This window comes from Vibrio minamisatsumaniensis, assembly GCF_050337445.1.
GTDB classification, from domain to species: domain Bacteria; phylum Pseudomonadota; class Gammaproteobacteria; order Enterobacterales; family Vibrionaceae; genus Vibrio; species Vibrio artabrorum.
Map to the genome: position 1 here is coordinate 23,724 of NZ_JAKJSY010000023.1, position 13,922 is coordinate 37,645.

At 44.7% G+C, this 13,922-nt stretch carries 14 protein-coding genes; 3 read left to right on the forward strand and 11 right to left on the reverse strand.

What is annotated here, in order from left to right:
* Positions 1-10: 10 nt before the first annotated feature.
* The 11 genes from rsmG to L4B77_RS07015 form a co-directional block, all read right to left on the reverse strand.
* The gene (rsmG, locus tag L4B77_RS06965) at positions 11-643 is read right to left on the reverse strand and encodes a 16S rRNA (guanine(527)-N(7))-methyltransferase RsmG (RefSeq protein WP_261838484.1); all 633 of its coding nucleotides are present in this window, start codon (positions 641-643) and stop codon (positions 11-13) included.
* Complete coding sequence (gene mnmG, locus L4B77_RS06970) at positions 643-2,538, reverse strand: tRNA uridine-5-carboxymethylaminomethyl(34) synthesis enzyme MnmG (protein ID WP_429749384.1); 1,896 nt, start codon at positions 2,536-2,538, stop codon at positions 643-645. The genes rsmG and mnmG overlap by 1 nt, the downstream gene beginning before the upstream one ends.
* Positions 2,539-3,019: 481 nt before the next feature.
* Positions 3,020-3,454, reverse strand: coding sequence for an FMN-binding protein MioC (gene mioC, locus L4B77_RS06975; RefSeq protein WP_261838486.1), 435 nt, complete (start codon positions 3,452-3,454; stop codon positions 3,020-3,022).
* A 48-nt stretch (positions 3,455-3,502) separates the two neighbouring features.
* Positions 3,503-4,864, reverse strand: a complete 1,362-nt coding sequence (mnmE, locus tag L4B77_RS06980) for a tRNA uridine-5-carboxymethylaminomethyl(34) synthesis GTPase MnmE (RefSeq protein WP_261838487.1) — start codon at positions 4,862-4,864, stop codon at positions 3,503-3,505.
* A 130-nt stretch (positions 4,865-4,994) separates the two neighbouring features.
* Positions 4,995-6,614, reverse strand: coding sequence for a membrane protein insertase YidC (gene yidC / locus L4B77_RS06985; protein WP_429749387.1), 1,620 nt, complete (start codon positions 6,612-6,614; stop codon positions 4,995-4,997).
* A 2-nt stretch (positions 6,615-6,616) separates the two neighbouring features.
* A complete protein-coding gene (gene yidD / locus L4B77_RS06990) occupies positions 6,617-6,874 on the reverse strand; it encodes a membrane protein insertion efficiency factor YidD (protein WP_261838489.1) in 258 nt (85 codons plus the stop codon).
* Positions 6,841-7,164: a ribonuclease P protein component gene (rnpA, locus tag L4B77_RS06995; RefSeq protein ID WP_261838490.1), complete on the reverse strand. Its 324-nt coding sequence runs from the start codon at positions 7,162-7,164 to the stop codon at positions 6,841-6,843. Before rnpA ends, yidD begins: the two co-directional genes overlap by 34 nt.
* A gap of 45 nt (positions 7,165-7,209) precedes the next feature.
* Positions 7,210-7,344: a 50S ribosomal protein L34 gene (gene rpmH, locus L4B77_RS07000; protein WP_004735800.1), complete on the reverse strand. Its 135-nt coding sequence runs from the start codon at positions 7,342-7,344 to the stop codon at positions 7,210-7,212.
* Between the two features lie 194 nt (positions 7,345-7,538).
* Complete coding sequence (locus L4B77_RS07005) at positions 7,539-8,288, reverse strand: amino acid ABC transporter ATP-binding protein (RefSeq protein WP_261838491.1); 750 nt, start codon at positions 8,286-8,288, stop codon at positions 7,539-7,541.
* A complete protein-coding gene (locus L4B77_RS07010) occupies positions 8,285-8,956 on the reverse strand; it encodes an amino acid ABC transporter permease (protein ID WP_261838492.1) in 672 nt (223 codons plus the stop codon). The genes L4B77_RS07005 and L4B77_RS07010 overlap by 4 nt, the downstream gene beginning before the upstream one ends.
* A 148-nt stretch (positions 8,957-9,104) precedes the next feature.
* Positions 9,105-9,854 (reverse strand): amino acid ABC transporter substrate-binding protein, encoded by a 750-nt coding sequence (locus L4B77_RS07015; protein ID WP_429749394.1) that lies wholly within the window; start codon positions 9,852-9,854, stop codon positions 9,105-9,107.
* A gap of 309 nt (positions 9,855-10,163) precedes the next feature.
* On the opposite strand from L4B77_RS07015, the gene dnaA reads away from it, so the two are divergent.
* The 3 genes from dnaA to recF all read left to right on the forward strand — a co-directional run bounded on the left by dnaA (position 10,164) and on the right by recF (position 13,915).
* On the forward strand, positions 10,164-11,579 hold the full coding sequence (dnaA, locus tag L4B77_RS07020; RefSeq protein ID WP_372040489.1) for a chromosomal replication initiator protein DnaA: 1,416 nt from the start codon (positions 10,164-10,166) through the stop codon (positions 11,577-11,579).
* Positions 11,580-11,659: 80 nt separating this feature from the next.
* A complete protein-coding gene (gene dnaN / locus L4B77_RS07025) occupies positions 11,660-12,760 on the forward strand; it encodes a DNA polymerase III subunit beta (RefSeq protein WP_429749396.1) in 1,101 nt (366 codons plus the stop codon).
* A gap of 75 nt (positions 12,761-12,835) precedes the next feature.
* Complete coding sequence (gene recF / locus L4B77_RS07030) at positions 12,836-13,915, forward strand: DNA replication/repair protein RecF (protein WP_372040488.1); 1,080 nt, start codon at positions 12,836-12,838, stop codon at positions 13,913-13,915.
* The last annotated feature ends 7 nt before the right edge of the window (positions 13,916-13,922 follow it).

The following is a 13,922-nucleotide window of genomic DNA, read 5'->3' on the forward strand; positions in this document are numbered from 1 at the left end:
GCCTCGCTGATTATCCTTGACGCGATAAAGTAACTAGATGACGCTCTCCATCAAGCTCTGGCACTTGCAAAGCTTTAATGTCTGTCACTGAACACCATTCAGGTAACAAGTCTATTTCGTCTCTAGGATGTTGTCCTTTAAGAGCCAAAAATACACCGGATGACTCTTTAGGTAGATGGTGACACCACTCGACCATATCTGTCATTGACGCAAACGCACGACTGAGGACTGCATCAAACTTTTCTTCAGGTTGAAACTCTTCAACACGGCTTTGAACCGGCACCACATTGTCGATCCCCAGTTCATGAATCACTTGTTTAATAAAACGAATACGTTTACCTAAACTGTCTAACAAGTAAAACTCGCAGTCTGGATTCATGATTGAGAGCGGAATCCCAGGAAGACCAGGTCCCGTACCTACATCGATAAAGCGCTTGCCTTGTAAGTGAGTGCTCACAATGATGCTATCTAAGATATGTTTCACCATCATTTCAAGCGGATCTCGAACCGACGTTAGATTGTAAGCTTTATTCCATTTGTTAAGTAACTCAACGTAACCAACTAATTGGCCACGTTGTTTTTCCGATACTTCAAGTTCCGTCTGGCCAATCAGGTGATCCAGTTTTTCGCGTAATACGCTCATTATGCTTCCTCACCTTTTTTCAACAGGCCGTGTTTTTTCAGATAAACCAACAGAATAGAGATTGCAGCAGGCGTAATTCCAGAGATACGAGAAGCAATGCCAATTGAGTCAGGTTTCGCGGTTGTCAGTTTTAAAACCACTTCGTTAGAAAGTCCTTTTACCTTGCTGTAATCGATATCAGCAGGCAGTTTGGTATTTTCATGACGCAGTGATTTCTCAATTTCGTCTTGTTGACGCTGAATATAACCATCGTACTTTACTTGGATCTCTACTTGCTCAGACGCTTGTTGATCGTCCAGCGCTGGGCCAAAACGATCCAATGCCGTTAGCTGTGAATAAGTCATTTCTGGGCGACGAAGAAGATCCTCACCGCTCGCTTCACGTGACATCGGTGTTTTAAGAATTTGGTTCAGTTGATCAATATCTTCCGATTTTGGATTAATCCAGGTCTCTTTCAGACGTTGACGCTCCTTCTCCATATTTTCTACTTTCTCGTTGAAACGAGCCCAACGAGTATCGTCGATAAGACCAAGTTCACGTGACTTCTCTGTCAAACGAATATCAGCGTTGTCTTCACGAAGCAGTAAGCGGTATTCCGCGCGAGATGTAAACATACGGTAAGGTTCTTTGGTGCCCATGGTTGATAGGTCATCAATAAGCACGCCCATGTAAGCTTGGTCACGACGTGGGCTCCAGCCTTCTTTGCCTTGAGTAAACAAACTTGCATTCAGACCCGCCATCAAACCTTGTGCAGCCGCTTCTTCGTAACCTGTGGTCCCGTTGATTTGACCGGCAAAGAACAGACCTTTGATAAACTTAGTTTCGTAAGTCAGCTTAAGGTCTCGAGGATCAAAGAAGTCATACTCAATGGCATAGCCTGGACGAACGATATGCGCATTTTCAAAGCCCTTCATCGACCGAACAATTTGAACCTGTACATCAAACGGCAGACTGGTAGAGATACCATTCGGGTATAGCTCATGGGTCGTTAACCCTTCAGGCTCAATAAAAATTTGGTGGCTGTTCTTATCTGCAAAACGCATCACTTTGTCTTCAATTGAAGGACAGTAACGAGGGCCAATACCTTCAATCACACCCGCATACATAGGGCTGCGATCAAGGTTGGCACGAATTACGTCATGAGTATTTTCATTGGTATGCGTGATGTAACATGGAATCTGACGAGGTTGTTGAGCTCGGCTGCCCATAAACGAGAAAACAGGCGTCGGATTATCACCGTGCTGAACCTCAAGCTCAGAAAAATCAACGCTGCGAGCATCAATACGAGGAGGAGTACCTGTTTTTAGGCGATCAACCCTAAACGGAAGATCACGCAGACGTTCAGCTAGCGCGATCGAAGGAGGATCTCCCGCTCGACCGCCTGAAGAACTTTCCATGCCGATGTGGATCTTTCCACCAAGAAATGTGCCAACGGTTAACACAACTGCGCTAGCATGAAATTTAAGGCCCATCTGTGTGACGACACCCACCACTTGATCCTGTTCAACGATCAAATCATCAACGGCTTGTTGAAACAGAGTTAAGTTTGGTGTGTTTTCGAGAACATTACGGACAAAAGCTTTGTAAAGAGCGCGATCAGCTTGCGCGCGAGTTGCACGGACCGCTGGACCTTTTGATGCATTTAATGTTCTGAACTGAATACCTGCATGATCAATAGCTTGCGCCATTAATCCACCCATTGCATCGACCTCTTTTACCAAGTGGCCTTTACCGATACCGCCAATCGCTGGGTTACAAGACATCTGCCCCAATGTATCGATATTATGAGTTAGCAATAACGTACTTTGACCAGTACGTGCCGATGCGAGTGCAGCTTCCGTTCCTGCATGGCCACCACCAACAACGATGACGTCAAATTTTTCGTGATAAAGCATGAACCAACCTCAGGTATTCAAACGTTTCTAGACTGACAAAAAGGAGCGATATTCTACCTGTTTTCATAGCATGAGAAAACGTTTTTGAAATTTTTAGAGAAAGCGGTTTTTAATTAATATAGATAAGATCTTTAAAGAGATCTTTTATTAGATCTATTATTAGGATCGAGGGTATCTGTGGATAAGTCAAAAATGATCAACAAGATCATGGATCTTTTTTGGATCAAAGCATGTGATCTAACTTTGATCATGATGAGGATTAGCTGGGATCAAAATAGCGACTTATTCACAGATGAAAATCAGACAAAAACTTATTATTTGGATAACTATAGGTTAATCACCGTATATGTATGATCTTATCCACAAAGGAAATTGAAAATTGTTTGTATTTTTTGATGTTTTTTAAAAAAAGTTATTCACAATCACGATATTGAGAGACAAAAAAAGCGGCCTAAGCCGCTTTTTGAGGTAAACGAGGGGGTTAAAACTGGTCGCTATGATTATTAAACCACGCTTCTGCAGCGTCTTCGGGTACCGGAGTTTCTAATACATCGATGGTTAAACAGTCAGAAATAGGCTGAGCGCAGAGCTCTTTTAGCTGGCTGTGGATTAATTTACCCGCCAAACAGAAAGTATCGTAACTCGAATCTCCAAGCGCCACGACAGCAAAGCGGACCTGACTTAAATCTGGAGATTGCTGAGTTAATGCGTCGATAAACGGCTTAATATTGTCAGGAAAGTCACCTGCACCATGTGTTGACGTTACGAGCAACCAAGTGCCGTGCTGCGGAATGTTGTCGTATTCAGGCTGATTATGAAGGGTTATCTCGGCCCCTTGGGTCTTGAGAAGATCATGGAGGTGATCGCCAACGTATTCAGCGCCACCTAAGGTGCTACCTGTAATAATGTGGATCATGAAACTGTCCTTACAAAAGTAAAGGCTAGCCTAAGCCAGCCTTTATAATTATTTTCCGATACAGAATGAAGAGAATATGCGGCCTAATAAATCATCTGAGCTGAATTCGCCTGTGATCTCATTGAGGTATTGTTGGGTGATTCGCAGCTCTTCCGCCAAGATTTCCCCTGCCATATAGCCTTCGAGCTGTTGCTGACCAATATCGAGATGCTCAGATGCGCGCTCTAGAGCATCTAAGTGGCGACGACGTGCCATGAAGCCACCTTCATGACCACCAGCAAAGCCCATGCAATCTTTTAAGTGATTACGCAGTGCATCAACGCCTTGTCCCGTCTTGGCTGATAGTCGAATCAGAGTTGGATCATTAACATGGCAGATCCCGAGCTCTTCACCGGTTTGATCGGCTTTGTTACGAATTACGGTCATTCCGATGTTATTCGGCAGACGATCAACGAAATCGGGCCAGATATCTTTTGGGTCGGTAGCGTCGGTAGTAGTGCCATCGACCATAAATAAAACGCGATCGGCTTGGGCTATTTCTTCCCAAGCGCGTTCAATACCGATTTTTTCGACTTCATCGGAGGCTTCTCGCAGGCCTGCGGTGTCAATAATGTGCAGTGGCATACCATCAATATGGATATGTTCACGCAGTACATCACGCGTGGTACCAGCAATATCAGTCACAATCGCGGAGTCTTTACCCGATAATGCATTCAGCAAGCTCGACTTACCGGCATTAGGACGACCTGCAATCACCACCTTCATGCCTTCACGCATGATGGCACCTTGATTGGCTTCTTGGCGCACTGCTTCGAGGTTGTCGATGATAGCTTGTAAGTCTGCACTGACTTTACCGTCAGCAAGGAAATCAATCTCTTCTTCAGGGAAGTCGATCGCGGCTTCAACATAGATGCGTAAGTGAATCAGAGAGTCCACCAGCGTATTAATGCGTTTTGAAAACTCACCTTGTAACGATTGCAGGGCTGATTTCGCCGCTTCTTCTGAACTGGCATCAATGAGGTCGGCAATCGCTTCTGCTTGGGTTAAATCCATCTTGTCGTTCAAGAAGGCACGCTCCGAGAACTCGCCTGGACGTGCTGCGCGTAGCCCTGGAATAGCAAGGATACGTTTGATGAGCATATCTATGACCACAGGACCGCCGTGGCCTTGCAGCTCTAACACATCTTCACCTGTAAACGAGTGTGGGTTAGGGAAGTAAAGCGCGATGCCTTGGTCTAGCTCTAAACCATCGTGAGATTTAAAAGGGGTATACTCAGCGTAACGTGGTTTGAGTACTTTGCCGGTAACTTCAAGCGCAACTTGGGCTGCTTGTGGGCCTGAAACTCGGATAATACCGACGCCGCCACGGCCGGGTGCAGTCGCTTGAGCGACAATCGTGTCTGTGGTCATAGTTGTGCCTGCTAGCATGTGAAAGCCAAAAGGGGGCATTCTCGATTAATCAATTAGCTGAATTGTAATCAGCTAAAAACAAAAAGGCGACCTTTTGGTCGCCTTTCTTTATCTCTTTCTATTATCGAACTTACTTAGAATGTAAGCCTTTCTTTTCCAGCGCTCGGTAGATAAGCGTTTGCTGAATCAGAGTTACAATGTTCGATACTAGCCAGTAAAGAACCAGACCTGACGGGAAGAACAGGAAGAAGAATGTGAACATAACCGGCATAAAGGTCATGATCTTCTGCTGCATTGGATCCGTTACGGTCGTAGGGCTCATCTTCTGGATTAGGAACATTGAAGCACCCATCAGAAGTGGCAAGATGTAGTAAGGGTCTTGTGCTGAAAGGTCTGTAATCCAACCGAAGAACGGTGAATGACGAAGTTCAACTGACTCCATTAGTGCCCAGTATAGCGAAATGAATATAGGCATTTGTAGGACGATGGGTAAACAGCCACCAAGTGGGTTTACTTTCTCTTTCTTGTACAATTCCATCATTTCTTGACTCATGCGCTGGCGGTCATCGCCAATACGCTCACGCATCGCTGCCAGTTTTGGCTGAAGCATGCGCATTTTAGCCATCGACGTGTACTGAGCTTTTGTCAGTGGGTACATAGCACCACGAACGATAAACGTTAGACACATGATCGCTAGACCCCAGTTCACAACAATACCTTGAATAAATGAAAGCAGTGTGTGAAGTGGTTTAGCGATGAACCATAACCAACCATAGTCAACAACCAGATCTAGGTTTGGCGCCACTTCAGCCATTTGGTTTTGAAGTTTAGGACCGACCCAAAGTGTTGCTTTGAAGTTTGCTTCATCACCTGCTGCGATGGTTTTGTTTGGCATGCGAACACCAATATCACCAAGGTTACCAATGACACGAGTGTAAAGGTTGCTGCCTGCTTCGTCGCGCGGGATCCATGCCGTAGCAAAGTAGTGTTGAATCATCGCTGCCCAACCTTGACCATTGGCTAGGTTAAGAGACAGGTTGCGATCTTGCATGTCTTTGAAGCTGTATTTTTTGTAACGCGTGTCTTCCGTAGAGTAAGCACCACCACGATAAGTTGGCATGGTTAGACTACCACCGTCGTCCATTACGTTTTGACGAAGGTGGGCATACATGCCTAATGTTGCGTTATTTCCAGAGTTGTTCACGACATCGTATTCAACATCCAATGCGTAGCTGCCACGCTTAAGGATGAATGTTTTGGTGTAATTAAGGCCGTTCGCTTGGAAAGTCATTGGAATACGCAGTTCGTCCTGACCATCAGCAAGTGTAAAGCTGTCTGCTGAAACTGTGTAACTAGGACGATTTGTGCTGCTTAGATCGATACCTTGAGGACCCACTAGACCGCTTTGAGCGATAAATTGGTGACCTGGTTCGTTCTTCAGAAGAACGAACGTATCCTTAGAATCGAATTCTGCAGAGTAATCATTTAGGTTTGCCTTAACTACATCACCACCAACTGTATCAATTGACAGAGTCAGTACATCAGTTGTTACTGTGATCGTTTTTGCAGAAGCGACTTGGCCCGGAGCTGGGTCTAGATCATCTGCATAAGATGGCGCTGGTAGAGTGCTGTCAGATTGTGCCTGCTCAATCGCTTGTGGAGCTGGGTTCTTCGCTACATTCCATTGTTGGAAAAGTAGGAAAGAAACCAAAGCCAGTGCGATTAACAGGATATTACGTTGAGAATCCATCGTTATTTATCTCTGTCTTGTTTTTGGACTGGTGGAATGGGGTCAAAGCCCCCTTCGTTCAAAGGATGGCATTTTAATAGACGTTTGCCTGATAACCAACACCCTTTTACAAAACCGTGAGCTTTCAACGCTTCTATCGCATATAAAGAGCAGGTTGGAGTAAATCGGCAGCGTGGGCCGATGAGTGGACTAATAAACCATCTATAAAAATAGATGGGTATTAGCGCTATCCACGCGAAGGGCGAGACAGGCGAAGCCATAATTTGTCGAGTAGCTTAAACATTTCATCATTGCTTAAATCTTGCGCGCTCTTTTTAGCAATTACAACAAAATCTTTGTTTGGAAGTTTATGTTGAATGTTACGAAAGCTTTCACGAGTAAGACGCTTGAATCGGTTACGACCCACGGCGGTTTTTATCTGCTTTTTCGGAACAGCTAATCCAAGACGAGGATTTGAAAGAGAGTTATTTCGGGCAATGATGGTGAAATGAGGGGAGCCTGCTCGATGAGCTTGCTTGAAGACGTTTTGATAATGTTCGGGAGTTAACAAGCGTAACTCCCGACCGAAGGCTAGCTTATTCAAAATAATCAAAGATTACTTAGAAAGACGCTTACGGCCTTTTGCACGACGTGCATTGATTGTTGCGCGACCGTTCTTAGTAGCCATGCGAGCACGGAAACCGTGAGTACGCTTACGCTTTAGAACTGTAGGTTGAAAAGTGCGTTTCATTGTAATTACCTTACTGATCAGTAGTTTTAGGTTTTTGTTAAACCCGGCGTGGGTATTTTTTCTCTTCTTTATATAAGAAAGGAAAACCGACGCCTCTCAACAAAGAGGCGGAATTGTAATCACTGTCACAAAAAGTGTCAATGATTGGGTTAACTAAAATTCCGGTCGGGGGATTATACGTAGAATAACTAAAATCACAAGGATCCTTCGTCGATCCCTACCTTATTTAAGAATTTTTTTAATTTAGGATCCTGTGGATTACCAAAAATATCCTGTGGAGATCCCTGCTCGACAATATGGCCGTCAGCCATGAAGATAACTCGGTCTGCTACCTCTCTAGCGAACTGCATTTCATGGGTAACCACCAGCATGGTTTGATGCTGATTTGCCAGTTTTTTCATTAGGTTAAGCACTTCGCCAACCCACTCAGGATCGAGCGCTGAAGTCGGCTCATCAAACAGTAAAAGCTCAGGTTGTAGTGCCATAGCACGACCAATACCCACCCGTTGTTGCTGGCCACCAGAGAGCGCGGCTGGGTAGCTATCACCTTTGTCACCCAAGCCAATGTCATCAAGTATTTGTTGTGCCTTTTTATGGGCTTGTTGTTTTTTCCAACCACGAACGGTAATTAAACCTTCAGCAATATTCTGTCTCGCGGTTTGGTGAGCGAACAGTGCATAGTTTTGGAACACAAAACCGGTCTTACGACGCAGTGCAAGTACCTCTACCTTGGTGTGCTTCTGGACATCCACTTTGATATCGTCAATCGAAATTGTACCTTGATCGGCTTGCTCTAGAAAATTCACACAACGCAGTAATGTCGACTTACCCGTGCCACTAGAACCTATGATGACAATGATTTCACCTTGTTTTATTTCAAGGTCGATGCCTTTCAATACTTTGGTGTCGCCAAATTGCTTATGAATATTTTGTAATTTGATCATCGTATATACGCCTTGTTTAGTTTCACTTCAGCCCAAATTTGAATACGAGTGAGGATGGCCACCACACCCCAATAAATCAGGGCGACGGCTAAGAAAGCCTCGAAGAAACGAAAACTTGAGGAGGCTTCCATTTGTGCTCTTGCCATGATTTCTGCAACACCTAACGTGAAAGCAAGCGATGTCGACTTAATCATATCGATGAAGTAGTTCATTAAAGAAGGCAGTGCAACACGTGTGGCTTGTGGCAAGATCACTCGGCGCATTGCTTGGCTGGTTGTCATGCCAACAGAAAGGCTGGCTTCCATTTGGCTGCGATCAATACCGATAATCGCAGCACGAATACTTTCTGCCATATAAGCGGCGAAGTGAAGGGTTAAGCCGATCACTGCAGCGCTGAACGCATCTAATCCCACCATCCACGGGAAGATTTGTGGCAAGCCGTAATAAAGGAGGAACAATTGCACCAACAGCGGCGTTCCTCGGAAGAAACTGATATACAGTTGACTCAATTGATCGAGTACTGGAATTTTGAATACACGAATGTTTGCCAGTATCAGAGATAGGATCAGAGAAAAGAACAATCCCCAGATAGCCATCTCCATAGTGGTGCCGAGATACCTTAACAGTATTGGCAGCAGCTCTAGCATGTAATTAAAGTCAAATCCCATAATCTATCTCGCATTTATATTGGAGGGGTGTTCTATTTAGAAATACTGTTCTATCTGGCTTTTTAATCAGTGAAACTTAATCTGTGAAATAAAAGCAAAAAGCCCACCGCTGAATAAGCCGTGGGCTCTGAATGCGTTGAGTGAGTCATTACTTCTGAGTAATGTCTGCCTCGAACCATTTCTTAGAGATGCTTTCTAGCGTGCCGTCTTTACGCATTGCTGCGAGCGCTTGATTGACTTCAGCTTGTAGCTTTTTGCCCTTATCGTTATTGACGAAAGGCCATGCATTTTCAATGGTTTCAAATGGTTGCCCAGCTAGCTGTAATGGCAGACCAGTCTTCTTGATTAGCTCGAGTGTTGATAGGCGATCCATAACGAACGCATCTGCACGGCCTAGTGCGACATCATGCTCGATACCCGTATCGTAGGTCTTCACATTGATTTTGCCATCTTTATCGTAATTGCGTAATAGTTGCGCAAAGTTTGATCCAAGGTTTACGGCAACCGTTTTACCAGCAAGGTCTTTGAGGCCTTTGATGCTGTCATTACCTTTACGAACGGTAATCTGTGCACCATCTATTACGTATGGGTCTGCAAATAGGTATTTTGCTTTGCGTGCATCGGTGATCGTAATTTGGTTTGAAATAGTATCGATTCGACCTGTTTCAAGAAGACCGAACAGACCTGAGAAGTTTGCTGTCACGTATTCAACGTTATAGTCATTGCGCTTACCGATCTCATCCCATAAATCCACTTCAAAACCTTGTAATTGGTCCTGTTTCACGAAAGTGAATGGGAAGTAGCGACCAGACATGCCGACTTTGACTTCCGTTGCGGCTTGAACCGTTGCTGCTGAGAGTGCGATAGCCGCAATTGCCACTTTAATCCAGTTATTCATTAGGTAACTCCTTATATTTATGGGATTGGATGTTACTGGGAAAATGCTCAATAGAATAAATAACCAGATGTTATTAACCATAACTAGATCGTTTTCTGTATTTGGGGATAACTAGCAAGGATCCGGGCATAAGTTGATCATTGTGTGAGTAAATTAGGGGCAAGGTGTGGGGATCTAAAGATTTTCACACGATTTATTGTGAATAACTTGGATCTTATTCACTGGATCGGTGATCAAGTGCTGGTGATCTGACTTATCAACAGGTAAAATTAGCAGTCATTTCATATAACTTAAATAGAGTGGGGCACCGTGTCATCTTCGCTTTGGTTGCAATGCTTGCAACAGCTTCAAGAAGAGTTACCAGCTACAGAATTCAGTATGTGGGTACGTCCGTTACAAGCGGAGCTCAATGGTAATACTCTGACTCTATTTGCACCAAACCGATTTGTACTCGATTGGGTGCGTGATAAGTACCTAAATAGCATCAATCGTTTGCTACAAGAATATTGTGGTAATGATATTCCACATCTTCATTTTGAAATTGGCAGTAAACGAACCATTGCGCCAAAACCAGAGGCTGTTGCTCCTGCGCGTACCGCCGCAGATGTTGCAGCTGAATCATCAGCCCCTGCGCAGTTACAAGCTCGCAAGCCTGTTCATAATATCTGGCGTGATGAAGAGCCTGTCGCGGTTGACTTGAATCATCGCTCAAACGTGAACCCAAAACATAAGTTCAATAACTTTGTTGAAGGTAAGTCGAACCAACTGGGTTTGGCGGCGGCACGTCAAGTTTCAGATAACCCAGGAACCGCTTATAATCCGTTGTTCTTATACGGTGGTACGGGGTTAGGTAAAACGCACTTGTTGCATGCGGTGGGTAACGCCATTGTTGATAATAAGCCGAATGCAAAAGTGGTTTACATGCACTCAGAGCGTTTTGTTCAGGATATGGTAAAAGCGCTGCAAAATAACGCGATCGAAGAATTTAAACGCTACTACCGCAGTGTTGATGCCTTGCTTATCGATGACATTCAATTCTTTGCTAATAAAGAGCGTTCTCAAGAAGAGTTCTTCCATACTTTTAACGCGCTACTTGAAGGCAACCAACAGATCATCCTAACGTCTGACCGTTATCCAAAAGAGATCAACGGAGTCGAGGATCGTCTTAAATCTCGCTTCGGCTGGGGTTTGACGGTAGCGATTGAGCCACCAGAGCTTGAGACGCGCGTTGCGATCTTGATGAAGAAAGCAGAAGACCACCAAATTCACCTTGCCGATGAAGTCGCTTTCTTTATTGCTAAGCGTTTACGCTCTAACGTTCGTGAGCTAGAAGGCGCATTGAACCGTGTTATTGCGAATGCAAACTTCACAGGCCGTCCGATTACAATCGACTTCGTACGTGAAGCTCTGCGCGATTTGTTGGCCTTGCAAGAAAAGCTGGTCACCATTGATAACATTCAAAAGACAGTGGCTGAATACTACAAAATCAAAGTTGCTGATCTATTATCTAAACGTCGCTCTCGTTCTGTTGCTCGTCCACGTCAATTGGCGATGGCATTGGCTAAAGAGCTGACGAACCATAGCTTACCTGAGATTGGCGATGCATTTGGGGGGCGTGACCATACGACCGTGCTGCATGCATGTCGTAAGATTGCTCAGCTGCGTGAAGAGAGCCACGACATTAAAGAAGACTATTCGAACTTGATTCGTACTCTTTCTTCTTAATACACAGTATTCTTAACCTTAAATAAGCCGAATATTGGCACGTACGATGACGCAGTGCCATTTAGACCGTAGAGCAAGATATGAAATTTACCATTGAACGTAGTCACCTGATTAAGCCATTACAACAAGTGTCTGGTGCACTCGGTGGCAGGCCAACGCTTCCAATTCTAGGAAACCTACTGATTAAAGTAGAAGATAACGTGTTGTCGATGACAGCGACGGATCTAGAAGTTGAACTGATCAGCCGTGTAACGCTTGAAGGTGATTTCGAAGCGGGCAGCATTACCGTACCTTCACGCAAATTCCTCGATATCTGTCGTGGATTACCAGACAGCTCAGTGATTACTGTGGTTTTAGATGGCGACCGTGTTCAGGTTCGCTCAGGTCGTAGCCGTTTCTCATTGGCAACATTACCTGCGGCAGATTTTCCCAACATTGAAGACTGGAACAGCGAAGTTGAAGTGTCTGTGACCCAAGCAGAATTGCGCGGTCTTATCGAGAAAACACAATTCTCAATGGCGAACCAAGATGTTCGTTATTACCTCAACGGTATGTTGTTTGAGATTGAAGGTTCTATCTTGCGCAGCGTGGCAACGGATGGTCACCGTATGGCGGTATCACAAGCACAACTGGGTGCGGATTTTGCTCAGAAGCAGATCATTGTTCCTCGTAAAGGGGTGCAAGAGCTCGTCAAATTATTGGATGCGCCTGAACAGCCCGTGACATTGCAGATTGGTCACTCTAATGTGCGAGCTGAAGTGAACAACTATGTCTTCACGTCTAAGCTTGTTGATGGTCGTTTTCCTGATTATCGCCGCGTAATGCCGCAAAATACCACAAAAACACTCGAAGCCGGTTGCGATGAGTTACGTTCCGCATTTTCTCGAGCTGCGATTCTTTCGAATGAAAAATTCCGTGGTGTTCGCGTAAACCTTGCGGATAGTGAGATGCGTATTACCGCGAATAACCCAGAGCAAGAAGAAGCGGAAGAAGTGCTAGATGTAAGCTTTGACGGTGATGCGTTAGAGATTGGTTTCAACGTAAGTTATGTATTGGATGTGTTGAATACACTGCGTTGTGAGCAGGTTCGTATCTCAATGTCAGATGCGAATGCGAGTGCTTTGATTGAAAATGCACAAGATGACAGCGCGATGTACGTTGTTATGCCGATTCGTTTATAAGTGTTGTGTGTTAAGAAACCATGATCTACCCCGTTTACCTATCGAGTCGTGATTGAAGATTACTATGAAAACGTTATGCCTTTATCGCGCTTAATCGTTAAGCAATTTAGAAATATTGAAGCCTGTGACATTCAACCGTCATCAGGCTTTAACTTTCTTATAGGGGCTAACGGAAGTGGCAAAACCAGTGTCCTTGAAGCGATATATCTGCTTGGACACGGTCGTTCATTCAAGAGCTCATTAACCGGTCGCATCATACAAAATGAGTGTAGCGAGCTGTTTGTACATGGCCGTTTTATGACCTCGGATCAATTTGAGCTGCCCATTGGCATTAATAAGCAGCGTGATGGCACAACAGAGGTTAAAATAAGCGGTCAAACAGGGCAAAAACTGGCTCAGTTAGCTCAAGTTTTGCCATTGCAGTTGATTCATCCTGAAGGGTTTGATTTACTGACGGATGGGCCGAAGCATCGCCGTGCATTCATTGATTGGGGAGTGTTCCACAGTGAGCCGGGCTTTTATGATGCTTGGGGAAGAGTGAAGCGGCTCAATAAACAGCGTAATGCACTATTAAAAACGGCGACAGGCTATCGAGAGCTAAGCTATTGGGATCAAGAACTGGCCCGTTTAGCAGAAAGTATCAGTCAATGGCGTGCTACTTACGTCGAACAGTTAAAAGAAGTGGCAGAGGAAATCTGTGCGACCTTCCTTCCTGAGTTTGAGATAAAGATTAACTATTATCGAGGTTGGGATAAAGACACCCCATACGCCGAGATATTAGAGAAGAATTTTGAGAGGGATCAGCAGCTTGGTTACACCTTTAGTGGGCCAAACAAAGCGGATCTAAAGATAAAAGTGAACGGCACTCCAGTGGAAGATGTCTTGTCACGAGGTCAATTGAAGTTGATGGTGTGCGCGCTACGAGTAGCACAAGGGCAGCACCTCACTCAAATGACAGGTAAGCAGTGTATCTATTTAATAGATGACTTCGCTTCCGAATTGGATAGCCAACGCCGCGCTCGTCTTGCTGAGTGTTTAAAGGCGACCGAGGCTCAAGTTTTTGTAAGCTCTATTACCGCTGATCAGATTGCAGATATGCATGATGAAAATAGCAGGATGTTTCATGTGGAACATGGCAAAATAGAGCAAGGATAATTAGTCA